At 66.6% G+C, this 22,608-nt stretch carries 19 protein-coding genes; 12 read left to right on the plus strand and 7 right to left on the minus strand.

The features are described from left to right. Position 1: 1 nt before the first annotated feature. Positions 2 to 949 carry a serine hydrolase domain-containing protein gene (locus ABN034_RS04415; protein WP_349689684.1) on the minus strand — a complete coding sequence of 316 codons (948 nt, stop codon included), beginning with the start codon at positions 947 to 949 and terminating at the stop codon, positions 2 to 4. Positions 950 to 1,300: 351 nt separating this feature from the next. Here ABN034_RS04415 and ABN034_RS04420 point away from each other — a divergent pair, with 351 nt between their 5' ends. Further along, positions 1,301 to 2,128 (plus strand): phytanoyl-CoA dioxygenase family protein, encoded by an 828-nt coding sequence (locus tag ABN034_RS04420; RefSeq protein ID WP_349689685.1) that lies wholly within the window; start codon positions 1,301 to 1,303, stop codon positions 2,126 to 2,128. A gap of 103 nt (positions 2,129 to 2,231) precedes the next feature. Here the strand turns inward: ABN034_RS04420 and glnII are convergent, their stop codons facing one another. After that, entirely contained in the window at positions 2,232 to 3,230 is a 999-nt protein-coding gene (glnII, locus tag ABN034_RS04425; RefSeq protein ID WP_349689686.1) for a glutamine synthetase, read from the minus strand. A 291-nt stretch (positions 3,231 to 3,521) separates the two neighbouring features. Between glnII and ABN034_RS04430 the strand changes: the two genes are divergently transcribed. From ABN034_RS04430 to ABN034_RS04465, 8 genes are all read left to right on the plus strand, one after another. Further along, complete coding sequence (locus ABN034_RS04430) at positions 3,522 to 3,959, plus strand: DUF222 domain-containing protein (RefSeq protein ID WP_349689687.1); 438 nt, start codon at positions 3,522 to 3,524, stop codon at positions 3,957 to 3,959. A gap of 178 nt (positions 3,960 to 4,137) precedes the next feature. Next, positions 4,138 to 5,562 (plus strand): SGNH/GDSL hydrolase family protein, encoded by a 1,425-nt coding sequence (locus ABN034_RS04435; protein WP_349689688.1) that lies wholly within the window; start codon positions 4,138 to 4,140, stop codon positions 5,560 to 5,562. 489 nt (positions 5,563 to 6,051) lie between these two features. Then, positions 6,052 to 8,025 (plus strand): ABC transporter substrate-binding protein, encoded by a 1,974-nt coding sequence (locus tag ABN034_RS04440; protein ID WP_349689689.1) that lies wholly within the window; start codon positions 6,052 to 6,054, stop codon positions 8,023 to 8,025. Between the two features lie 57 nt (positions 8,026 to 8,082). Then, a complete protein-coding gene (locus ABN034_RS04445) occupies positions 8,083 to 9,081 on the plus strand; it encodes an ABC transporter permease (protein WP_349689690.1) in 999 nt (332 codons plus the stop codon). Next, entirely contained in the window at positions 9,078 to 10,217 is a 1,140-nt protein-coding gene (locus ABN034_RS04450) for an ABC transporter permease (RefSeq protein ID WP_349325537.1), read from the plus strand. Before ABN034_RS04445 ends, ABN034_RS04450 begins: the two co-directional genes overlap by 4 nt. Further along, positions 10,192 to 11,262: an ABC transporter ATP-binding protein gene (locus ABN034_RS04455; RefSeq protein ID WP_349689691.1), complete on the plus strand. Its 1,071-nt coding sequence runs from the start codon at positions 10,192 to 10,194 to the stop codon at positions 11,260 to 11,262. Before ABN034_RS04450 ends, ABN034_RS04455 begins: the two co-directional genes overlap by 26 nt. Continuing rightward, on the plus strand, positions 11,255 to 12,370 hold the full coding sequence (locus tag ABN034_RS04460) for an ABC transporter ATP-binding protein (protein ID WP_349689692.1): 1,116 nt from the start codon (positions 11,255 to 11,257) through the stop codon (positions 12,368 to 12,370). The genes ABN034_RS04455 and ABN034_RS04460 overlap by 8 nt, the downstream gene beginning before the upstream one ends. Beyond that, positions 12,367 to 12,753 (plus strand): hypothetical protein, encoded by a 387-nt coding sequence (locus ABN034_RS04465; RefSeq protein WP_349689693.1) that lies wholly within the window; start codon positions 12,367 to 12,369, stop codon positions 12,751 to 12,753. Before ABN034_RS04460 ends, ABN034_RS04465 begins: the two co-directional genes overlap by 4 nt. Positions 12,754 to 12,810: 57 nt before the next feature. Here ABN034_RS04465 and ABN034_RS04470 read toward each other — a convergent pair whose 3' ends face one another. Continuing rightward, on the minus strand, positions 12,811 to 15,474 hold the full coding sequence (locus tag ABN034_RS04470) for a family 78 glycoside hydrolase catalytic domain (RefSeq protein WP_349689694.1): 2,664 nt from the start codon (positions 15,472 to 15,474) through the stop codon (positions 12,811 to 12,813). Positions 15,475 to 15,822: 348 nt separating this feature from the next. Continuing rightward, positions 15,823 to 16,647 carry a mechanosensitive ion channel family protein gene (locus ABN034_RS04475; protein WP_349325532.1) on the minus strand — a complete coding sequence of 275 codons (825 nt, stop codon included), beginning with the start codon at positions 16,645 to 16,647 and terminating at the stop codon, positions 15,823 to 15,825. 448 nt (positions 16,648 to 17,095) lie between these two features. Here ABN034_RS04475 and ABN034_RS04480 point away from each other — a divergent pair, with 448 nt between their 5' ends. Further along, the gene (locus tag ABN034_RS04480; RefSeq protein WP_349690050.1) at positions 17,096 to 18,286 is read left to right on the plus strand and encodes a GAF domain-containing protein; all 1,191 of its coding nucleotides are present in this window, start codon (positions 17,096 to 17,098) and stop codon (positions 18,284 to 18,286) included. Between the two features lie 11 nt (positions 18,287 to 18,297). Here the strand turns inward: ABN034_RS04480 and ABN034_RS04485 are convergent, their stop codons facing one another. After that, positions 18,298 to 19,350, minus strand: a complete 1,053-nt coding sequence (locus ABN034_RS04485) for an aldo/keto reductase (protein WP_349689695.1) — start codon at positions 19,348 to 19,350, stop codon at positions 18,298 to 18,300. 87 nt (positions 19,351 to 19,437) lie between these two features. On the opposite strand from ABN034_RS04485, the gene ABN034_RS04490 reads away from it, so the two are divergent. Next, a complete protein-coding gene (locus ABN034_RS04490; protein ID WP_349689696.1) occupies positions 19,438 to 19,839 on the plus strand; it encodes a MerR family transcriptional regulator in 402 nt (133 codons plus the stop codon). A gap of 180 nt (positions 19,840 to 20,019) precedes the next feature. Here ABN034_RS04490 and ABN034_RS04495 read toward each other — a convergent pair whose 3' ends face one another. After that, entirely contained in the window at positions 20,020 to 20,532 is a 513-nt protein-coding gene (locus ABN034_RS04495; RefSeq protein WP_349689697.1) for a DoxX family protein, read from the minus strand. A 293-nt stretch (positions 20,533 to 20,825) separates the two neighbouring features. On the opposite strand from ABN034_RS04495, the gene ABN034_RS04500 reads away from it, so the two are divergent. Then, the gene (locus ABN034_RS04500; RefSeq protein WP_349689698.1) at positions 20,826 to 21,578 is read left to right on the plus strand and encodes a phytanoyl-CoA dioxygenase family protein; all 753 of its coding nucleotides are present in this window, start codon (positions 20,826 to 20,828) and stop codon (positions 21,576 to 21,578) included. 8 nt (positions 21,579 to 21,586) lie between these two features. On the opposite strand, the gene ABN034_RS04505 is transcribed toward ABN034_RS04500, so the two are convergent. After that, complete coding sequence (locus tag ABN034_RS04505) at positions 21,587 to 22,600, minus strand: hypothetical protein (RefSeq protein ID WP_349689699.1); 1,014 nt, start codon at positions 22,598 to 22,600, stop codon at positions 21,587 to 21,589. Positions 22,601 to 22,608: the final 8 nt, after the last annotated feature.

Genomic DNA, 22,608 nt, shown 5'->3' on the forward strand with positions numbered 1-22,608 from the left:
TTCAGGTCGTCGCAGCTCTCAGCAGGGCGAGCGCCGTTTCCTGCGCGGGGAAGTCTTCGGTTGGCTCGAGAACGATCACGAGCGCATCCTTGCTGGGAGCTGCGAACATCGCGGCGGAGTAGCCAGGACCGCCGCCACCGTGCCCGACTACCGGTCCGAGTGGACTCTTCGGGTCGGTCAGGACCATCACGCCGAGGCCCCAGCTCACCTGGTCGAAACCAAAGCCGTTGCGGGCCATCGGCACGACGGTGGCCGGATCGTGAAACGCGCCCAGGGGCCTGTTCCAGAAGCGGTGCAGCTCGCGTGCTGTCGTCACGATCGTCCTGTGCGCAACCCAGGCGGGGTGATAGCGGCCACGGACGTCGTGGAGTCCATCGCCGATCCTCGCGCTCACCGCCGGCATCGCGTGATCGAATCCTGACAGGTCAGCTGCGACCGACGCGGCGGAGAAGCCCAGCGCCGGGAGTAGGGACGTCAGGCCACCATGGTCGTCGAGGATCCGGCGGAGAAGCATGTAGCCGAGGTTGGAGTAGGCCCAGGCCCTGCCTGGCCTGAGGTCCGGTTCGGCCGCGAGGACCTGCTCGACCAACATCTCGTCCGTCCACGGCTGGGACGGGTGCGAGTACACAGCGGCGTGGTAGGCGGGAAGAGGTCCGTAGTCGGGAATCCCACCCACGTGCGACAGAAGCTGCGCAGGTGTTGCGTCGAATCGATCGTCGCCGAGGGCAGCGGCGATCGGTGTGTGGAGGCTGATGACGCCTTCGCCTGCGAGCAGCAGAATCGCTGCGGAGATGACCGACTTCGTGACGCTGTAGATCACATGGTGCGCATCGACGTCGCCATGCTCCCACGCTTGGTCGCCCCAGGTGACCAGGGCTGCTCCGCTGAGCTTCGAGCGCTCGGCGACTTCGTGCAGGTCACCCGCACCAGGCGCGGCTTGTCTGGCCATCTCCGTCCCGTCCCCTTCGCGACCTGCGCCGGATCCCCAGCAATACCGAACACAGCCGTGGTGACAGGTGGGCGATGTTCCATACCCGAGGTCGGATCCCCTTTGCCTCCTTGCAGATCCCGCTGGGGGTGGATCACGGAGGTTGGGCGTGGGAGGTCGCCGTCACCGAGCCTAGTGGCGTTGGTGGGTGTCGTCGACAGCCGGCCGTGCAGCGTCCACGGTGAAGCCGGGTGGACCGGTTTTGGCCGTGCCCGACCAGGCGCATCGTGACGTTGACCAGGTCCGAAGGGGCAGCCTAGGTTTCACTGGACTTTTCTCCGGACGAGGTGCCGGGCGATGTGGAGGAGGGCTGTGAACGTCACGACACCAGAGGCCAGCTCGCCCGGGGCCGAGGCCCACGGCGAGGGTCTCCTGGACGACGCCCGTCTCTCCGCGACTCTGCGTACCTTCCGCGACTCCGGAATGGTGATCATCAGGAACGCCTACGACGCCGACCGGATCGCCACCCTGAGGGCCAGCTACGACGACCTGCTCGCCCAAGAGCGGTCAGCACCGAACGGCAGTCGCAGTGTGCAGCCGACAGACGGCCAGAACCACATCCAGATGCAGATGCCGCTCCTCCCACCCTTCGCCGACGTCGACGTCGTGGCTCATCCGGTCGTCGCGCAGGTCCTCGCCGCCGTCCTCGGGACCGACTACCGCTGCTGCCTGTACAACTCCAACACCGCGTTCCCGGGCTCGACCCACCAGCAGGTCCACCGTGATGCGGGTCCCGTCTTCGGCAGCGGGCTCGGCGTACCGACTCCGACGACCGGTGTCGTCCTCAACATCCCTCTCTGCGACTTCACCGAGGAGAACGGGAGCACCGAGGTCTGGCCCGGCTCGCACCTGATCGTGGACCACCCGGACGACGCGGGCGCAGAGCTGACCGACCGGGCTCGTGCCCTCGCGTCGGCGAGGTTCAACATCCCCGTGGGCGCGATCGCCCTGCGAGACCTCCGCCTCTGGCATCGCGGCACGCCGAACCAGTCCGACGGCGCACGCACGATGCTGGCGATCGTCTACCAGCGGAGCTGGCTCGGATGGCGGTCTCCCGCGCTCAGAGTCCCGGCGAAGACCTGGCGCGCGTGGCCGTCCCACGTCCAGACCGTGTTCGCCGCCGCTCCCGTCGATGACTAGGGAGCCACGGCCTAGCTGCGCTGATCCTCCAGAGCAAATGGCGGTAGGGCGCGGATCCCGCCGGTCGCGACATTCTGAGTGACGTCCGAGCCGGCCGGACCACTCAGAGCTGGGCGCTGCAGACGGTCTCGGTGATGAGGCGCGTGACCACGTACGGATCTGCGTTCGCGTTGGGTCGGCGATCCTCGATGTAGCCCTTCTTGTCCTGGGCCACCTGCCAGGGGATACGGATCGACGCGCCACGGTCGGACACGCCATAGGAGAACTCCGTCCACATGGCGGTCTCGTGCATGCCGGTGAGGCGGTTCTCAATGCCGGCACCGTAGTTGCGGACATGCTCGTCCGCCTTGGCCCCAAGCGCCTCACACGCGGCGACGATCGGATCGTATCCCTCACGCATGGCCTTGGTGGAAAAGTTGGTGTGGCACCCGGCACCGTTCCAGTCGCCCTTCACCGGCTTGGGGTCGAGCGTCGCCGCGACGTCGTAGTTCTCCGCGATCCGGTACAACAGCCAGCGGGCCGTCCAGAGCTGGTCGGACACCGCCAGCGGAGAAAGCGGCCCGACCTGGAACTCCCACTGCCCTGGCATGACCTCCGCATTGATGCCGGAGATGAGTAGCCCGGCCTCGAGACACGCGTCGAGATGGGCTTCGACGATGTCGCGGCCGTGCACCTCGTCCGCTCCCACTCCGCAGTAGTAGAAGCCCTGCGGCGCGGGATAGCCTCCTGCGGGGAACCCGAGCGGGCGGCCGTCCTTGAAGAAGGTGTACTCCTGCTCCAGACCGAACAGCGGCTCCGCGGCCGCATACTTCCTGGCTACGTTCTCGAGGGCCGCGCGAGTGTTGGACGGGTGCGGGGTCAGGTCGATCCCAAGCACTTCGGCGAGAACGAGTACGTCGTTGCCGCCACGCACCGGGTCGGGGCACGAGAAGACTGGGCGGAGTACGCAGTCGGAGTTGTCGCCCGGTGCCTGGTTCGTACTCGACCCGTCGAAACCCCAGAGGGGTGGCTCCGCTCCGTCGGCGAGCACCTTCGTCTTCGACCGCAGCCGCGCGGTGGGTTGAGTCCCGTCGATCCAGATGTACTCAGCCTTGTAGGTCACGCTGCTCCCGCCTTGTCAGGTCAGTAAGGTCGATGGTGGATGGTCGACTGAGCGCCTGCGACAGGCGACGCCGCACAGTCACCTCAACCTAAGCCGGCGAGCGATACCCGGCGATTTCCGACGTGTGACAGCGTGGTTAACGCCGTGGGGTTGGCTCGTGCACTGCGGGATCATGGCCATCCGGTTCCGGGGCGGTGACGACGCCGGCCGAACCGAGGGATCTTCGGAATCGTCTTACTGGGCAGGGTTTTCGGGTCCGCGGTTGTCGGTGGTCACGTCAATGGTTGGATCATGGAAGCGGTCACCACCACCCGCGCCGACACCGGCACTGGCGCCCGCGCCGGTCTTGGCCTGTTGGCCGCGATCCGGAAGGTCGACCGGCGCGACCTGGGCAGAACCGCCGGCCCGACCAGCACGGGCACCTGGGTGTCCGGACTACTGAAGATCCGGCCCGCCCAGGCCAGCCGCCGAGTCAACCTCGCCAAGGATCTGGACAGCTCTCTGGTGTTGACCCAGACCCTGTTGAACGCCGGTGAGATCAACGTCGAGCAGGCCGACGTGATCGCCCAAACGGCGTCCTCCTCTGCAGATACCACCACCGACTCATCCACCAAGGCACCTGGCAGATCCGCCCCGCAGTCGACGGCCACCCCGAAGTCGTCCCACCCGACTGGATCGACCCCCACCGAAACCCCCAACGCAACAACAGACTCCGCATATAACGGCTGAGTGGATGGCGGCCCGAGGTGCGTGCGGGGGTTGGCCGCCTGGTTCGCCGTCGACAAGCCTCGTCAAGCCCGGGTGGAGTCCGACCGATGAGTTCGACCTCGTCGCGTGGTCAGTACGTACGTGTTCACACCTCGGGTCCTCCTCTGGGCCTGCGATCGGCTCTTGAAGGAGACACCTGATGTCCACGACCGGCGCGTCCCGCCCAGCCGTCCTGGCCAGGGCAATGCTCACCGTGCTTGCTGCCATGGCTGCCGTGCTCGGGCCGGCCGGAGCGACCGCGGCAACGGCGGCCGCAACCGCAACGACCGCGACGACTGCCGCAACCGCAACGACCGCGACGACCGCAGGCAGCACAGCGGACGGTGCGGCCGCCGCCTCGGCCACCACGACGGCGGGTCTGCGCTGGATCGCCGGCTGGGGGACGGCCGTCCAACATCCGATGCCGGGGAACGAGTGGTTCGGTCCGAACTGGTCGATGGACGGGTTCGCCGACCAGTCGCTCCGCCAGGTCGTGCGGGTGAGCAAGGGCGGGACGGCGCTCCGCGTCCGGTTGTCCAATCGCTACGGCAGCGCTCCGCTGCGACTCACCGGTGCGACGATCGCCAGGTCCGGCGACGGCGCCGCGGTCAGGCCAGGCACGGTGCGCGCGTTGACCTTCCGAGGTTCGTTCTCGCCGACCGTGCCCACCGGCGGTGAGCTGGCTTTCGACCCGACGCTCCTGCAGACGAGAGCACTGGAGAAGCTGACCGTCACGCTGTACTTCGCCACCCCCACCGGCCCTGCGACGTTCCACGAGGGCGGCCTGACCACCACCTACCGCGCCACCGGTGACCACCTTCGCGACCACGGCGGGCAGCCATACGCCGGCGAGACCAGCCACTCGTGGTACTACCTGTCCGGCGTGGACGTGGCCGGTGGACGCGACCGAGCCCACCAGTCCGGCGGGCACGGCGACTCGACCGGCACGGTCGTGGCGCTCGGCGACTCGATCACCGACGGTGCGATCTCCACACCGGGCGCGGACAACCGCTATCCGGACGAGCTGGCCGAGCGCCTGGCGGCAGCTGGCCGACCCGCGGGGGTCGTCAACGCCGGAATCAACGGCAACAAGCTGCGTACGGACTCGACGTGCCTCGGCGAGAGCGCGTTGAACCGGTTCGATCGCGACGTCCTCGGCCAGCCGAGGATCCGTACGGTGATCGTGCTGGAAGGGATCAACGACATCGGCTCCGCCGGACAGCCGGACTTCGGCTGCGGGGAGTCCCCGGCGGTCACGGCCGAGCAGCTCATCGACGCCCACCTCGAGCTGACCAGGGCCGCGCACGAGCATGGCGTACGCATCATCGGCGCCACGCTCACGCCCATCAAGGGCAACGAGTTCGGCTACGACACCCCGCACAACGAGGAGATCCGGGACACGGTCAACCACTGGATCAGGACCAGCGGTGCCTACGACGCGGTCGTCGACTTCGATCGCGCGCTCGCCGACCCGGCCGACCCGGACTCAATACTCCCGGCCTACGACGCCGGAGACCACCTGCACCCCAACGACGCCGGCACGAAGGCGATGGCCGAGGCCATCGACCTGGACACCCTCTGGTGATCTCCGGCGACCGGTTCTCCGGCGACCGGTCCTCCGGCGGTTGATGACGAGGCTGGCCCGGAGCTGCCTGGGTCAGCTTTCCGGAGCCGGGAGCGGCGCGGCGAGGAAACCCCCTGTCGCAAACGTCGAGGCTCCACGAGCACCTGTGCCTGCGCGACCGGTCCCGGTCAGGTCCTATGACCTGCCGGAACAGGTCATGGCGAAGGGCTGGCGGAGCCTTGACATCACCAGACGCAGGGAAGAGCATCAATGCACAATTTTGTGAATCGTTTCATGGGTGGACCTTTACCAGGTTCAACCTTGTCAGTGGCCCGACGGACCAGGAGGGCCTTCATGAGCGATATCTGAGTGTTCCCGCGGTGTTGTGACGTGTAGGGAGCCGGCAGGCACCTCCACCGAGACGCCACGCCTGGGGACATGCCTTTGACTTGCCCTGCTTTTGCCCCACGGGGACGGACGAGAGTGTCACTGCCAGGAGGGGTTATGGAGATGCGGGATCTTTCGCGCAGGAGGTTTCTCGGCGTCGTCGCGGCCGGCGTTGTAGTCGGGGGCTGCTCCGGGCAGGACGGCACGGGTTCGAACGCCGGCAGTGGTGCAGGAGGCACCCCCAAGCCGGGTCAGTACAAGGAGTCGCCTGTTCTGGCCGCTCGGGTGAAGTCCGGCGACCTGCCACCACTTGCGGAGCGGCTGCCGAAGGAGCCGTTTGTCATCCAGCCGGGCACGCTGGTGGACGAGAAGTTCGTCAAGCTGGCACAGGGCAAGTACGGCGGAACCCTGCAACTCCCTCAGGAGTTGCCGAACTTCGACCCGCACATCTTCCTCGGCAACATCGAGCCCATGCTCTGGGCACCCAACGGATTTGGCTATGCACAGGGCGAAACCATTGTGGGCAACGTCGTCGCCGGCTACGAGGCGAACAACGACAACACCGTGTTCACGTTCCACATGCGCGAAGGCTTGAAGTGGTCCGACGGCGAGCCGGTGACGACCGAGGACGTACGGTTCGCGTTCGACGATGTCCTTTACAACAAAGAGATCACGCCGATCTTTCCCGACTATCTGATGGCGGCTCGGCGCACCGACAACGCGCCGGCGAAGTTGGAGGTGATCGACGAGTTCACCTTCAGCCTGACCTTCGACGCGGCCTATGGCACGTTCCCGGCCCAGATCGCCATTGCCCAGTGGCGCAGTTACGGCGACATCATCAAGCCGAGGCACTACCTGGAGCAGTTCCACGAGAAGTACGCCGACAAGGCGAAGTTGCGGGAGATGCTCAAGGAGGAGTCGATTCCCGCCGACCAGTGGTTCAACCTGTTCACCGCCAAGCAGATGGGCGCCTGGCTCGACGTCTCGAACGAGCAGTACATGGGACATCCGACGCTGACCGCCTGGGTGATGTCGAAGGCCAGCGACGGGGTGTTCGGCTTCGAACGCAATCCGTACTACTTCAAGCTCGACTCGGCGGGGAGTCAGTTGCCGTACATCGACGAGCTTCGTTCGCAGCTGGTGCAGGACAAGGAGACGCTGACCTCGCGTGCACTGTTCGGTGAGTTCGACTACCTCGGCGAGCGGGCGTCGCTGCGGCAGATATCCCTGATCGCGGAGAAGGCGGACAAGGGCGAGGTCAACATGCACGTCGCCCAGATGCACCGCCTCCCGATCAGCTTCGCGCTGAACCTGACCCACACCGACAAGGTGTGGCGCAAGGTCGTGCGCGACGTCAACTTCCGCCGGGCGCTGGACCTCGCCATCAACCGTGAGGAGATCATCGAGAACTTCTACCTCGGTGAGTTCGCCAGCGTGCCGAAGGAGACCAGCAACGGAACCTACGACGTGGCAGAGGCGAACCGGCTGCTGGACGACATGGGCCTGTCTGAGAAGGACGGCGAGGGCTTCCGGCTGGGACCGGACGGCAAGCGGTTCCGGGTCCCGTTCGAGATCCAGGACCTGTCCGAGGACCACATCCCGATGGGTGAGCTGATCGCCGAGTTCTGGAAGAAGGTCGGCGTCTTCACCACCATCCGCAAGCTCGACGCGACGGTGGCCGGCGAGCGGCAGGAAGCCAACGAGCTCAAGGCCACGGCGATCTGGGCGCACCACAACCTATGGCCCAGCGCCGGGTGGGACGACTACCTTCCCGGGACCTACTGGGGTCCCCTCTGGACGCTGTGGAACAACACCAGGGGCGAGGATGGCGAGGAACCCATTCCCGAGGTCAAGGAACTCTTCGAGTTGCACGGTCAGTTCATGGCGGCCGGAGTCGGCTCACCGGACGGCAAGGCGGCCCTCGACGGGATCCTCAAGAGCTACCGCGACAACGTCTGGACGTTCAACCCGGTCGAGAACTCCTACTACCCGACGTTCTGGACCACGCGCGTGAAGAACGTGCCCGAAGGCGTCAAGGAGCAGGAGTTCGGAATCGTCGTCAACATCAGCATGGAGAGCTGGTTCATCGACGAATGACCGCGCGCTGCCGGGGCTGCCAGCTAGCTATCTGATCACGCGAAAGGTGTGTGAGTAGTGGCGGGATACATCGCGCGGAGGGTCCTGCTCCTGATTCCGGTACTCTTCGCCATCTCCCTGGTCAGTTTCGTGATCATCGAGCTCCCGCCGGGCGACTACGTCTCCACCCTGGTCGCGCAGATGAGGCAACGGGGCGTCGAGCTCACGCCATCGGAGCGGGACGCACTGATCCGGCAGTACGGGCTGGACCACAGCGTCGCCCACCGCTACGGAATCTGGCTGAAGGACATCGTCGTCGAAGGCGACTTCGGGCGTTCCTACCGCTGGAACAAGCCGGTGTCGGAGGTGCTGGCCGAACGAGTCCCGCTCACGGTCGCCATCTCGCTCTTCACGACGATCTTCGTCTTCGTGGTCGCGGTACCGATCGGCATCTATTCGGCCGTACGCAAGTATTCGGTCTTCGACTATCTCTTCACCTTCATCGGCTTCATCGGCCTCGCCACGCCCGGATTCCTGCTCGCGCTGGTAATGCTGTGGCTCTTCTACTCGTTGTTCGGCGCCAACATGAGCGGGCTGTTCTCACAGAACTTCGTGGACGCACCATGGAGCGTGGGCAAGATTCTCGACCTGCTCAGCCGGATCTGGTTCCCGATGATCATCATCGGCATGAGTGGTACGGCGGGGATCATCCGGGTGATGCGCGGCAACTTGCTCGATGAGCTGCAGAAGCAGTACGTCATCACCGCCCGGGCGAAGGGCCTCGGCGAACGCCCCATCCTGTTCCGCTACCCGGTGCGGATCGCGATCAACCCGATCGTCTCCACCATCGGCTGGTTGCTCCCGGCGATCGTCGGCGGCGAGGTGCTCGTGTCGATCGTGCTCAACCTCCAGACCACCGGGCCGGTGCTGCTGGAAGCGGTGACCGGGCAGGACCTCTATCTCGCGGCGAGCATCATCCTGATCCTTTCCACGCTCACAGTCATCGGGACGCTCATCGCCGACCTGTTACTGGCGTGGCTCGATCCGCGGATCCGATTCGAGAGGGCGGCGAGATGAGCGCTGGCACGGTCGAGGTCCCACCGGTCCCCGCGGGCGAAGAACGGCGGGATGAGGAGTATTACCAGGCGAGCCAGTGGCGCCTCGTGTGGTGGCGCTTCTCCAAACACAAGGTCGCCCGGTTTGCCCTTGGCGTGTTGGTGGCGATGTATGTCGTGGCCCTCTTCGCCGAGTTCTTCGCGCCGTACGGGCAGAGCGAGCGTTTCGAGGGCAACCAGGACGCCCCGCCGACGGACATCCACGTCGTGCACGAGGGGAGCTTCGTCGGGCCGTACGTCTATGGCCGCAAGCGTGAGCTGTCGATGAAGACGCTGCGCCACACCTACGTGGAGGACAAGTCGAAGGTCCATCCGATCAAGTTCTTCGCCAAGGGGTCGTCGTACAAGCTGTGGGGCCTCATCGAGACGGACCGGCACGTGTTCACGACCGGCCCCGGCGCACCACCGGCGATGCTGTTCGGTGCCGACCGGTTGGGCCGGGACATCCTGTCGCGGGTCGTCTACGGATCCCGGATATCGCTCACGATCGGCCTGGTGGGTGTGGCGATCGGATTCGTCCTCGGCGTGACGCTCGGCGCGGTCTCCGGCTACTTCGGCGGCCTGGTCGACACGGTGATCCAGCGAATGGTGGAGTTCATCCTCGCTCTGCCCACCATCCCGTTGTGGATGGCGTTGTCGGCGGCGTTACCGAGAGACTGGTCGGTCGTACGCACGTACTTCTTCATCGTGATCATCTTGTCGTTCGTCGGATGGTCAGGTCTCGCCCGCGAGGTCCGAGGGAAGCTCCTCGCCCTGCGGGAGGAGGACTTCGTGACGTCGGCCCGGATCGCGGGCGCGAGTCGCAGCCGGATCATGCTGGTGCACCTGATTCCCTCGTTCACCAGCCACCTGATCGTGGTGATCACTCTGTCGGTACCGGCGATGATCCTGGGCGAGACTGCCCTGAGCTTCCTCGGCCTCGGCATGCAACCACCCGCGGTCAGTTGGGGAACACTGCTGCAGGACGCTCAGAACGTCGTGTCCGTCGCCCAGCATCCGTGGCAGCTGATCCCCGCGGTTCCCGTCATCGTCGTGGTGTTGATGTTCAACTTCCTAGGAGATGGGCTGCGCGATGCTGCCGACCCGTACTCGACCTGACCAGGAGGACGGCCGCCGCCGGGACGAGGGCCCCTCGAACGGACGGCAGCCGATCCTGGAGATCAGGAACCTCAAGACGCACTTCGTCCTCGATGAAGGGGTCGTGCGCGCGGTCGACGACGTCAGCCTGACGCTGGAGAAGGGCGCCACGCTCGGTGTGGTGGGGGAGTCCGGGTGCGGCAAGAGCGTCACGGCCCGGTCGGTCCTGCAGATCGTGGGTGCCGGCGGAAAGATCGTCGACGGCGAGATCCTGCTCCACCGCGACGGAAGCGTCGTCGACCTGGCGACGTTCGAGCCCCGCGGGCGGGACATCCGGTCGGTGCGCGGGCGGGAGATCGCGATGATCTTCCAGGAGCCGATGGCGGCGTTCTCGCCGGTCTACACGATCGGCAAACAGATCATCGAGGCGATCCGCGTCCACACCGACGCGTCGAAGGTGACGGCGCGGGACAGGACCATGGATCTGCTGGCCCGCGTAGGGATTCCCCAACCGAAGCGCACCGTCGACCAGTTTCCGTTCGAGTTGTCCGGTGGCATGCTGCAGCGCGCGATGATCGCCATGGCGCTCTCGTGCGAACCGGACATCCTGATCGCCGACGAGCCGACGACCGCCCTCGACGTCACCATCCAGGGCCAGATCCTGGCGCTCCTGAAGAGCATTCAGGAGGAGACCGGGATGTCCATCATGCTGATCAGCCACAACATGGGGGTGATCGCCGAGATGGCGGACAGCGTGGCCGTGATGTATCTCGGTCGGGTGATCGAGGAGGCACCGGCATGGGACCTCTTCGACGAGCCACGACATCCGTACACGCAGGCCCTCCTCCAGTCGATCCCGATGGTCGAGGAGACGGTCCAGTCCAGGCTGCGGTCGATCAAGGGCTCCGTGCCCAATCCGTACGCGATGCCGAAGGCGTGCAGGTTCCATCCCCGGTGCGACGCGTTCATGTCCGGCACCTGTGACGTCCGGGAGCCCGCCCTCATGCCGGTCGGCCCGGAACATCGTGCGGCCTGCTTCCTGGTGGGAGATGTCGAGCATGAGTGAAGGCGGCGCCAACATGGCAGGCACCAACACGGCAGGCACCAACCCAGCGGGCACCAACACGGCAGGCACCAGCGTGGCAGGCGCCAACGTCCTGCTCGGCGTACGCGACCTGAAGAAGCATTTCCCTGTCAAGAAGGGCTTTCTGCGGCGCGTCGTCGGCCATGTCCGAGCGGTCGACGGGGTGAGTTTCGACCTGTACGAACAGGAGACCCTCGGCCTCGTCGGCGAGTCCGGGTGTGGCAAGACCACCGTCGCCAAGATGATCGTGCGCGCAATCGACCCGACGGACGGACAGATGCTCTTTTCCGGTGAGTCCGGGACCGTCGACGTCGCCGGTCTGCGCGGTGAGGAACTCCTGAAGGCCAGGCGCAGCATCCAGATGATCTTCCAGGATCCGTACGCCTCGCTCAATCCTCGGCACCGGATCCGCGACATCATCGGCGAGCCGCTCCTCGTCAACCGCATGGCCAGCGGGACTCAGCTGGAGGAGCGGGTCGCCGCTCTCATGGAGCAGGTCGGGCTACGTCCGGAGTACGCCATCCGTTACCCGCATGCCTTTTCCGGCGGTCAACGGCAACGCATCGGCATCGCCCGGGCCTTGTCTCTCAGTCCGCGGCTGATCGTCTGTGACGAGCCGGTCTCCGCGCTGGACATGTCCATCCAGGCCCAGATCCTCAACCTGCTCAAGGATCTCCAGGATGCGTACGGGCTCACCTACCTGGTGATCTCCCACGACCTCGGCGTCGTTCAGCACATCAGCGACCGAGTGGCGGTCATGTATCTCGGCAAACTCGTCGAGGTCGCACCCACCGAACAGCTCTTCAGCAGGCCACGGCACCCCTACACCGAGGCCCTTCTCTCGGCATCGCCGAGGCCGCACCCTCGCTACCGCGGCCAGATGAAGATCATCGCGGGAGAGGTCCCTGACGCGTCACAACAGATCGAGGGCTGTCCCTTCCGTACCCGCTGTCCGTACGCGCAGGCCATCTGTGCCGAGCAGGAACCGGAGCTTGCGCCGACGGGCAGCGAGCCCGACCAGTTGGCCGCGTGTCACTTCGCCTCCGAGCTGACCCTGACCGGCGCGGCGACGGCGGAGGAGCGGGCATGATCCTCACCAGCCTGGTGGTCTTCACCGTGTTGTTCGCCGCGATCGTGTTCGCGGCGGCGAAGATCTTCCAGGCGGCGGTGTCGAGGCTGGTGCTCGAGCGGCACCGCGACCTCGAAGAGATCATGGATACCGACGACGTACCCAGCGCCTGGCGCGAGCCGTATGAACGGCGGCTCGCCGCGATCGGGGACGATGCGGGCGGGCAGGAGGGGGCGACCGCTGCCCTGCGGGCGAAGGCCTCCCGCGGATATCTCACCAGACTGGCACGCCTGCGCCGCTATGTGGAGACGACGAGGCTCGTGGACGGCGACGAGACCCGACAGGTCCTGCTCGACCGGTTGACCGCTCTCCGGGATCGACTGCAGCAGTCCCCGCGGGTGTGACGCCGCGCCGGCTCGTGGCTGTGGCCGGGCGGCTGATGGCGTCAGGGCCGGTGTCCCTCACGGCCGCGACACGAACTGGTAGCGACCCGACCGGACGTGATAGACAGCGGATCGGTCAGCCATGCCACGAAAGTCGACGGCGCCGGACACGTCGGCCGTCGCCAGGGCGCCGTCGTCGAACGTACGCACCCGCACATGCGCCGGGGACGTGGCGGGCACATGCACCTTCGCGGTGGTGTTCGCGGGAACGGTGACGTCATACACGAGCCGCTCGTCGATGTGGCACCACCTGCTCACCGCTTCACCGTAAGGCGTTTCGAGCGAGGCCCCGGCGCTCTCCAACCGGTCGGTGAGACGGGGTGCGAAGACGAGCTCTCTGAAGCCGGCAGAGTCCTCGGCCTGGTCGATGCCGGCGACGTACCGGTACAACCACTGGTCGATGGAAGTGAACATGTGATGGTTACGCGATCCTGATCCGTCCCATCGTTCCCAGAGGGTACCCGGGCCGTGGTCGAGCATGTAGCCCCAGCTCGGGAAGTCACGCCTGCGAAGGACGTCGAGCACCACGTCCGCCCGGTCGGCGGCCGCGAGCGCGTCCGGAATGGAGGCGATTCCGGGAAGCCCGCCGGTGAAGTGACCGTCGTGCTCGGTCACCACGTCACGAACGAGGTGGTGCCGCACGGCCGGCACGTCGTCGGCGGGGACGATGCCGAGGACGAGCGGGAACGCCTGAGCGAACTGACTGTCGCCGTAGCTCGACGTCTCGGCGTCGAGGAATGTCGCGTTGAACGCCTCGCGGATCTCACCCGCGAATGCCGCATAGCTCGCGGCATCCTGGCCCCTGCCCAGTGTGGCGGCGATCTCGGACATCAGGCTCGTGGCCAGGAAGTAGTAACCCGTGCGGTACATCCGGCCCGGCGTCTCCTCGATCGCCACCCAGTCGTTTCCCCATGCCTGTGAAGGTGAGTCGACGATGAGACCGGTCGTCGTGGTGCGCATGTGTCGGAACCAGGCCGACATCGCGGCATAGTGCTCGTCGAGAATCCGGATGTCACCCTCGTGCCGGTAGACGTGATAGGGGACCAGGATGGTGGCGACGCCCCACGCCGGGTCCGAACGCCCTTGCCACACGGGCGTCGGCTCCACCGGCACGATGTCCGGGACGAGGCCGGAGTCCTGTTGGGCGTCGCGGATGTCGCGGACGAACTTCGTGTAGAAGGCGGCCGCGTCGAGGTTGGTCATCACCGCGGGCGCGGCGACATGGGCGTCGGCGAGCCAGCCACGCTTCTCGCGAGTGGGCGTGTCCTCGGGTATGCCGTGCATTCCGTTGCGTTGGGTCTGGACGCTCGCCGCGTGCAGCCGGTTCAGCATCGGGTCGGAGCTGACGAAGTGGCCCACCGGGCGGAGATCGTTGTGGACTTCACGCGCCTCGACCGTCGTCGTGTCCGGCGCCGCGGGCAGGCCGCTGACCTCCACGTAGCGGAAGCCGGCGTACACGAACCGCGGCTCCCACACACTCGGGCCATTGCCGGCGCTGATGTAGCGGTTGGTCTGCTGCGCGCCGATCCGCTTGTTGTCCAGGCGCTGTCCGTCCGCTTTGAGGGTGCCGTTGTCGATCCTGCCCTCGCTGTCGAGGACCTCGCCGTGTTTCAGGCCTATCTCGGTGCCGGCAGGAGCATCGACCCGCAACCGGGTCCATCCGGTGAGGTTCGTACCGAAGTCGAGCTGCCAGACGCCCTTGCCCACCTGGCGAATCTCCGCTGGGCGGTGAGTGGCGACGACCTGCATCGGCGGGAGCATCGCCGCGGAAAGTGTCCCGCGGGTGCCGTCGGCGAGACTGGCGGGCCGCCAGCCGCGGGCGTCGAATCCCGGCAGGTCCCAGCCAACTCGCTCGGTCCGGGCGTCGTAGGTCTCCCCGTGGTAGCGATGCGCGCGTTTCACCGGTGCGGGAGCACTCCGCCAGGTCGGTCCGGTACCCACTCTCACCGACGTCCCATCCGCGAGGTCGACATCGACCTGGACCAGGACGTCGGAGTCCTCGCCGATCATGACGCCGACCACGTTGCGGCCCTTGCGCACAAGCGATGTCACGTCCTCGGTGCGGTACAGCGCCCGCGCGCGGGTGTCGACCGGAGGCGGGTCGAGGACGGCGGTGCCGACCCGGTGACCGTTCGTCGTCACCTCGGCGATGCCGCGGGCCAGGCTGAAGGCCTGTTCGCAGCAGAAGCCCTGGTCGTCGGGCCCACGCTCGTAGCTGCCGCGTGCCGAGATGTACGCACGAGCCCGGACAGGTCGCGCCGGCAGCCAGAACTCCTCGCGCAGGTAGCTGCCGCCCGGGGCGTGGTCACCGGGAGAGATCCACCGAGCCGTCCACTCGTCGGTGTCCAGCAGGCCGGTCTCCCACCACGATCGCCCGCTCCACGGCGAACGAGCACCGTCCCCATCCCACACCCGGACGCGCCAGTGGTAACGGGTCGCGGATCGCAACGCCGGTCCGTCGTACTCGACATTGACTGAGCCGGACGAGGCGATCCTGCCGCTGTCCCACACGTCCGGAGCTCCCGTGTCAAGGGCGTCTTGCGAGGATGCGACCTGCACCTGGAAGGCCGTCTGGGCGAGTCCGTTGCGGGTGGACTCCAGCACCCAGCTCAGCCGGGGCCGGCGTACGTCGATGCCGAGTGGGTTGGTGAGATATTCGGTACGAAGGCGCGTGATCGTCACGTCGCCGGGAGCGTTCCGCACGCCAGGTGGCCCGCCGCACGCACGTGGTGACACGTCCAGCGAGCGCGGCGACCCCCACGAGGCAAGGATGATCGTCCCGGCGACCAGCGCCAGCACGATCGACCCGAGCGCCACGCGAGCTGAACGGGTACCGCGAATCTGGAAAGAGCCGATGCGGCACACGATAAGTTCCGCGCCCGCGGCGGCAATGGCCGTGCGGGTCCCGGTCCGCATGTGGTCAGGGCCTGGTTCGCGTGTACGAGGTGCCTCAGCGGGTGCCTCAGCCGCGTGGTGAGCTCAGCGGCATCCCACGGCTCTGGCCCGAGAGCGTGGGACGCGGCACCTGTGTCACGGGCGGCGCGGCGGCGGTTCGTCCGTGTCACCGCGCATCCCGGCACGGGGCGTCGTGCTCGCGGGCGGCGGGGACGTCCTTTCCCTCTCGCCTCGATCGCCTTCTGCGGTGGGGTGTTCTTCCGCCCGCTGCCGGCCGATCTTCGCGTCCGCCCTGTCCCGTTCCGTCCTTTCCTGGCTCTTTTGGTAGGCGTCCTCCAACATGCGCTGCGCAACCGGCCGACCACCCAGTCCGAATGCCAGGGCGAGGCCGAGGGCGAGTGCCCCCATGGTGGCGGCGAAGGCGATCTGGACGATCTGCTCCGCGATGCGCAGCTGCTGCAGGATCATGAACCCGGCGATGACCATGACCAACGCGGGGACGACTGTTGCCGCGACCCTGCCGGTCGGAGTGTCACCCATCAGCCTGCCGATGGCCGCGGCGGCCGTGCCGGCGACAATCGCCGCGACGGCGAAGATCAGGATGGCAGCGATGACGTTCGGCAGGTATGCCACGACCTGGTTCATGAAGGTGGTGAGGGTCGGGATCCTCAGCGCCCCGATGGCGGCGAAGAGGAAGAACGCGAAGATCACCCAGAAGACCACTCCGGCGACAACTCTTGCCGTGCTGGCACCTGCCAACACCGACTCCACGTACTTGCGCGAATGGGATTCGTGCACGCGCCGATCCAGGCCCGCCCGCTCGAGAACCTTGCGGACCAGGACTGCCACCAGCTTGGCAACGATGTAGCCGATGATGAGCAGGACCAGGAATCCGAGCAGTTGGGGGAGGAACCCGATGATACGGTCGAGAACGTTCTGGAAGCTTTCGACAATGTCCATGGGAACTCCTTCACTCCACTTGCGAGGCCGGAAGCCAGGTGGCTCGGCGTCATTGCCCATGCGACGATGCGGAGGCGTACGTCGGCGGCCTTTGCCTCCCACCGTTGCACCGACAGTTCCCAGCGCAATCGACAGACGTCCTGAGACGCGATGCCGAGAGTCACCGAATGTCGGCTTGCCTGGTCAGGGTCTCCGCGATGTATCGGGCGAGCGGCAGCAGCACTAATGTGTATGCCGAGGCCCGCGCTTGCGAACGAAGTCTCGGCTTTGTCCTAGGTCCGCGAAGTCTTTCCATAGAACGACAAGAGCGGCTTTTACCGGAATGCCTTCACACCAAACCAGTCACACAAACGGCCTGCTCGAACAGGAGCGCCGGTATCGTCACTGGTTCGAGAGCGCGCTCGAGATCACTCGGTTGCTGCGCCATGACATCGACCAACCGGCGGCGATGAGGCTCGTGGCCGAACGGGTTCGCGCGCTCTCTGGCGCCGCTTACACCGCAATCGAGGTGGTCGATCCGTCCGATCCGGCGAGCGTGGTGTGCGAGGCCGTCTCCGGCCTCGGTCTGGATCACTACTCCGGAGCGCGGCTGGCGCGCGAGGGGATCACGGCCGCGGTGCTCGATACGGGTGATCCGAGGTTTGTCGAGGCAGTCGCCCGCGACGACTGGCCGGTGTCGATCCCGGCCGACTGGAGTGCGGCGTTGTCGACCCTCGGGCGTGCCGTGTGCGTCCCGCTTCGGGGTCCTGACGAGGTTTACGGCACCCTGGTTGCCGGTTGGCAAGAGTCCTCGGCAGGGGCGGATCCCGGCGCCGGTGAGATCCCGCTCCTGCAGATGGTTGCCGACCAGGCGGCGCTGCTCCTCGGCAAGGCGCGAGCACAGAGCACACGTGTCCGCCATGAGCGGTGGATCGAGGGCACTTCGGAGATGGCCCGACTGTTGCTGAGCAAGGTGGACCGGGACGACGCCATGCGAGTGGTCGCCCAGCAGTTGCGAGGACTTTCGGGCGCGGACTTCGTAGGAATCACCCTGCTCGATCCCACCGACGCAGGCCAGGCGTTCGTGGTGGTCTTCGAGGGACTCGATGTCGCCACCTCTCCCGATCGACGAGTTCCTCGCGAAGATCTGGTAGGTAGGGTGGTCGAATCGAGACAACGCCTCGTCAGTACGGACTGGACCCATCAGACGGGTTATCAGCCACCCGCGGAATGGGCGGAGGCGCTCTCGACCATCGGGCTCGGCATGCTTGTGCCACTTGTCGTGGACGATGAGGTCTTCGGCGTCCTCTTCGCGGCCTGGAGGCGCGGTTCACCCCATGAACAAGCAGCCGCGAACGAAGCCGGCCAGGTGCAGACGTTCGCCGATCTGGCTGCCATCGCACTGCAGCGGGTCCGCGCGCAAGGCGACCGTGAGCATCTGATCCTGCTCAAGGAACGCAACCGCATCGCCCTCGAGCTCAACGACGCTGTGATCCAACGCCTTTTCGCAGCGGGTCTGTCGTTGGAGTCCGCCCGGGGACTCTGTGCGCAGGCCCAGGTCAGACAGAGGATCACGACGACCATCGCGGACTTGGACGAGACCAACCGGGAGATCCGGTCGGCCATCTTCCAGGTCCGGCCCGATGGTGCCGACGACTAGGTCGCGCCAGGTCAGCCGGCGGCGGCGCGGTCGCGGAGGGGACGTCGGCGTCGGGCGGTGTCGGTGAGCGCAGGAGGAGGGAATGCCGAGTTCGGGTCGTAGAGATTGGTTCCCGGTGGCACGATCTCGTCGATGCGGTCGAGCGTGGCGTCGTCGAGGGTGAGACCGGCGCCTTTCGTGATGCCCTCGAACTGTTGCATGGTTCGCGGTCCGATGATCGTGGAGGTGACGCCGGGGTGGGCGAGGGTGAAGGCGACGGCGAGTTCCGGCAGTGAGCAGCCGATGGCGTCCGCGAGATCGACGAGGGCTTCTACGGCATCGAGTTTGGTGACGTTCTCGGCGATGGCGGGGTCGAAGCGTTCTGGTCTGATCGTCGGCCTGCCGGTGGAAAGGTCGATGGGCTGGTTCCTGCGGTACTTGCCGGTGAGGAAGCCGAAGGCGAGTGGGCTCCAGGTAAGCACGCCCATCCGGTAGCGCTGGCAGACCGGAAGGATGGACGACTCGATCCCGCGGGCGAGGATGGAGTAGGGCGGTTGTTCGGTTCGGAACCTCATCAGACCACGGCGTTCGGCGACGTGATGCGCCTCGACGATCTCCTCGCCAGGAAAGGTCGAGCAACCGAAGGCACGGATCTTCCCCTGCTGGACCAGGTCGCTGAGCACCCAGAGGGTCTCTTCGATGTCGGTCGAAGCGTCGGGACGGTGGATCTGGTAAAGGTCGATCCAGTCGGTGTCGAGTCGTCGGAGGCTCTCTTCGACGGCGGTGAGAATCCAGCGCCGCGAGTTGCCGCTGCGGTTTGGTCCCTCGCCCATCGGGAAGTGGCCCTTGGTGGCGAGGACCACATGGTCACGGCGTCCTTTGAGTGCCTTGCCCACAATGTGTTCGGACTCGCCGGCGGAGTACATGTCGGCGGTGTCGACGAAGTTGATTCCCTGATCGAGACCGGCGTGGCTGATGCGGACGCAGTCGTCGTGGTCGGGGTTGCCGACGGCACCGAACATCATGGTGCCGAGACAGTGGGCGCTCACCTCGATGCCGGTGCCGCCGAGGACGCGGTAACGCATGGTCAATGCTCCCTAGGGCCGGGGTATGCGCCGCATCGTAGGATCTAGAGTCGACTCTAGATCAAGTCCGACAAACCCCATGGAGCCATGACCGAGGTCACCCCGAACCTCAGCATCGGGCAGGTCGCGGAACGCACCGGACTGAGCGTTCATGCGCTGCGGTTCTACGAACGCGAAGGCATCATGTTCAGTCCCGTTCGACGTGGACCGGGTGGGCGCCGGGTCTACAGCGAGGACGATGTGGAGTGGCTGACCCTCTGCATCATTCTCCGGGCGTCCGGAATGCCGCTGCCCGCGCTCCGCCAGTACACCGAGCTGGTCAGGCAGGGCGAAGGCAACGAAGACGAACGGCTCGAACTGCTGCGCCTGCACCAGACCAGGGTGACCGCCCAGCTCGCCGAGCTCGGCAGGTGCCTGGACCTGATCAACTTCAAGGTCGGGGTGTACGAAGACATCGTCGCCCACACCGCGGCTGACCCAGCCCGCTAGTGCAGCGGTTCGCGGCGACGGGCCCTCCTCCGACAGGGTACGCAGGACGTGCCGCCGACGTGCCCCGACATGACTGACACGACTGACACCGCTGACACCGCTGACACCGTGTATGCACACCATCGGGGTGGTGGTTCGCGAGGAACCACCACCCCACGCTGTTCGCGGCGGGACCCGGACTCACCCGTGTGCACGCCCTTCCCGATCGAGGCTCTTCGAGAGAACCCTGCCGGCGACCGCCAGACCGGCGGCTGCGAGCACGATGTCCTTGATGACGTACTGCGCCTCCAGGGTCGGGCCCTTCCCGAACAGTTCGCCCGCGAAGATCACCAGCGGCGACATGATCCCGACCAGTGCCCCTCCCAGGACCAGCAGTCCCGACCGAAGGAACCGCCCGGTCACCATGGTGAGACCGATGAAGGTCTCGGTGACTGCCGTGAGCATGAGCGCGGCCCCGCCGGACACGATGCCGAAGGTCAGCCGGTCGATCGTGGCGGTCGCGAGGTCCTCGGCGGGGCTCAGACCGGGTACGAACTTCAATGCGCCGAAGAGGCAGAAGACCAGCCCGAGACTGACCCGCAGGACGGTGATGCTGTGTGCGTTCAGCCAGTCGGCCACCCGTGATGCAGCAGCCTGGACCCCGGCGGGGATGCCCGGTCGCCCGGACCGCGAGGTGAGAGATAGCTGTGACATTCCCTTGCTCCGTTTCCTTTTCCTACGGCGAGTACGTCAAGCCTGGCGTGGATCAGGGGGGTGCCGAATCCTTCGCGTGACGGCATTGGCGCTAGGCCGGCAGGCGCATCCGGCGATCTCCGCAGCCGCGCCCGGGCGGAGTAGCGCCTACGCCAGGTGACGTATCCCGACGGGCATGAGCCGGTAGATCTGGCCGGGAAGATCCGGCCACCGTGGTTGACGAAACTTTCGCCGCTGTGGACAGAATCGTCGGAAGTCCGTACGCCCGAATCGCCTGAGACGGAAGGCACCACGTGAACGACGAGGACCGCTACCTGTTCGACCTGCAGGGCTACCTGACGATCCCCGACGCCATTCCCGCCGCGTTGCTCGCCCGCCTCAACGGGGCGATGGACGAGGCGATCGAGCAGGAGGCCGAGCCGGGGATGCGTACGCACCGGTTCGGGCGGCTCCTGGAGCGGGACGCGGCGTTTCGCGAACTGATCGACCTACCGTCCGTGACCGGGGTCCTTGCCGGAGTCCTCGGGCCCGACTTCCGGCTCGATCACACCTACGCCGACGTGATCCGCTCTGGAGACGGGCCGATCGGCACGGTGCTACATGGCGGCGCTGTGCCGTTCCGCGCGTCGGAGTACTACACGGTGACAGCGGGCGAGATCCGCAGCGGCCTGGTCGCGATCGGGTTCAACCTCAAGGACGTCGGGCCCGACGACGGCGGGTTCGCCTGCGTACCGGGGAGCCACAGGAGTTCCTTTCCGTTCCCGGCGGGGTGGAAGCAGCTGTCCGAGCCGCATCCGTGCGTACGCCGGATCACCGGTCCGGCCGGAACTGCGATCATCTTCACCGAGGCCCTCGTGCACGGCACGCTTCCGTGGCGCGGGGCCGACGAGCGGCGTACGGCGTTCTTCAAGTACAGCCCGGCGGCGGTGTCGTGGTCGGCCAGTTACTACGACGCCGACGACTATCCGGATCTCACCGAGCGGCAGCGGGCCATCCTGGAACCGCCGAACGCGCGCTACCGAGGACGGCTCGCCGCACGCCGATGACGGCGCCGTCAGGATGCCAGCAGGTCGGCGGAACGGTCGTCCTCGGGGAGCGGTGGCTCTCGGTGCTCCGCTGCCGTCCGGAGGGCGGCGATCGCGCCCACGCCCATGCCGACGAGGATGCCGGCCATGGTGAGGAGGGTGAGCCCGTCAGGATGCACGATCGACTGCCCGCGAAGTGCCTGCCAGGTGAGGAGGGCCAGTACGGCGGCGTAGCCGGCCACCGCCACGGCGACCAGTCGGACGGCGACTCGCCGACGGCGTAGTAACGGCCATGAGCGCGCGAGGAGTTCGAGGGCGATCGCCGCGAGGGGGATCAGTTGCAGGGCGTGCATCCCGACGAAGTGCGGGATCCGCAGGTCACCGCCGACTGTGCTCCACCCGAGGAGGGGCAGCCCGGGTCCACCGTCGGTGAGGCCGACCGTGTGCGCACCGGAGATGGTTTCGCCCTCCGCGATCTGATCGGAGGTGGGTATCACCATCAGGAAGCCGAGTGCCATGCCGACGACCGCGAGGATGGCGCCCGCGCGCACCGCGAGGTTCCGCGCCCTGTCCGGACCCGGGTTGAGGAAGAGAGTCACGCAGACGATCAGGGTGGCGACCCAGACCAACGCGATCGAGCCGCCCATGGCCCTCCAGAGCATGGTGTCGAACGTTGTGGCCTGGTTGAAGTGGCTGGTCGTTCCGCGTAGCACCTGGCCGACGATGATCAGCATCTCGACGCCGAGGAAGACCGCCGACACGGTGCCCATCCACCAGGCCGTACGACGGGCCCGGCTGAGCTGGGCGATGAGCCAAGCCCATGTCACGGAGTAGAGGAGAATCGACAGGGCGAACTTCGTCGGCTTGGCCCAGATGGGAAGGCCGGTGACGACACGGCCGTCGGCGACGATGCCGACGGCTCCGACGACGGCCAGGACGACCATGGCGGCGGCCACCGTCATCAACGGCTTGTGCCATCGAAACGCCTGCGCCAGGGAGTTGCCGGTTGTGGAACCTCCGTGCGCGGACGAGGTGACTGTCATGGTTCCCC

The sequence above is a fragment of the Actinopolymorpha sp. B11F2 genome (genome assembly GCF_040195635.1).
GTDB lineage: Bacteria > Actinomycetota > Actinomycetes > Propionibacteriales > Actinopolymorphaceae > Thermasporomyces.

What these genes read in the sequence shown, in the direction of transcription:
- ABN034_RS04415 (WP_349689684.1), bottom strand. Translation starts at nt 949, where the DNA reads ATGGCCAGACAAGCCGCGCCTGGTGCGGGTGACCTGCACGAAGTCGCC.
- ABN034_RS04430 (WP_349689687.1), top strand. Translation starts at nt 3,522, where the DNA reads ATGGAAGCGGTCACCACCACCCGCGCCGACACCGGCACTGGCGCCCGC.
- ABN034_RS04435 (WP_349689688.1), top strand. Translation starts at nt 4,138, where the DNA reads ATGTCCACGACCGGCGCGTCCCGCCCAGCCGTCCTGGCCAGGGCAATG.
- ABN034_RS04440 (WP_349689689.1), top strand. Translation starts at nt 6,052, where the DNA reads ATGCGGGATCTTTCGCGCAGGAGGTTTCTCGGCGTCGTCGCGGCCGGC.
- ABN034_RS04450 (WP_349325537.1), top strand. Translation starts at nt 9,078, where the DNA reads ATGAGCGCTGGCACGGTCGAGGTCCCACCGGTCCCCGCGGGCGAAGAA.
- ABN034_RS04455 (WP_349689691.1), top strand. Translation starts at nt 10,192, where the DNA reads ATGCTGCCGACCCGTACTCGACCTGACCAGGAGGACGGCCGCCGCCGG.
- ABN034_RS04460 (WP_349689692.1), top strand. Translation starts at nt 11,255, where the DNA reads ATGAGTGAAGGCGGCGCCAACATGGCAGGCACCAACACGGCAGGCACC.
- ABN034_RS04465 (WP_349689693.1), top strand. Translation starts at nt 12,367, where the DNA reads ATGATCCTCACCAGCCTGGTGGTCTTCACCGTGTTGTTCGCCGCGATC.
- ABN034_RS04475 (WP_349325532.1), bottom strand. Translation starts at nt 16,647, where the DNA reads ATGGACATTGTCGAAAGCTTCCAGAACGTTCTCGACCGTATCATCGGG.
- ABN034_RS04480 (WP_349690050.1), top strand. Translation starts at nt 17,096, where the DNA reads ATGAGGCTCGTGGCCGAACGGGTTCGCGCGCTCTCTGGCGCCGCTTAC.
- ABN034_RS04485 (WP_349689695.1), bottom strand. Translation starts at nt 19,350, where the DNA reads ATGCGTTACCGCGTCCTCGGCGGCACCGGCATCGAGGTGAGCGCCCAC.
- ABN034_RS04490 (WP_349689696.1), top strand. Translation starts at nt 19,438, where the DNA reads ATGACCGAGGTCACCCCGAACCTCAGCATCGGGCAGGTCGCGGAACGC.
- ABN034_RS04495 (WP_349689697.1), bottom strand. Translation starts at nt 20,532, where the DNA reads ATGTCACAGCTATCTCTCACCTCGCGGTCCGGGCGACCGGGCATCCCC.
- ABN034_RS04505 (WP_349689699.1), bottom strand. Translation starts at nt 22,600, where the DNA reads ATGACAGTCACCTCGTCCGCGCACGGAGGTTCCACAACCGGCAACTCC.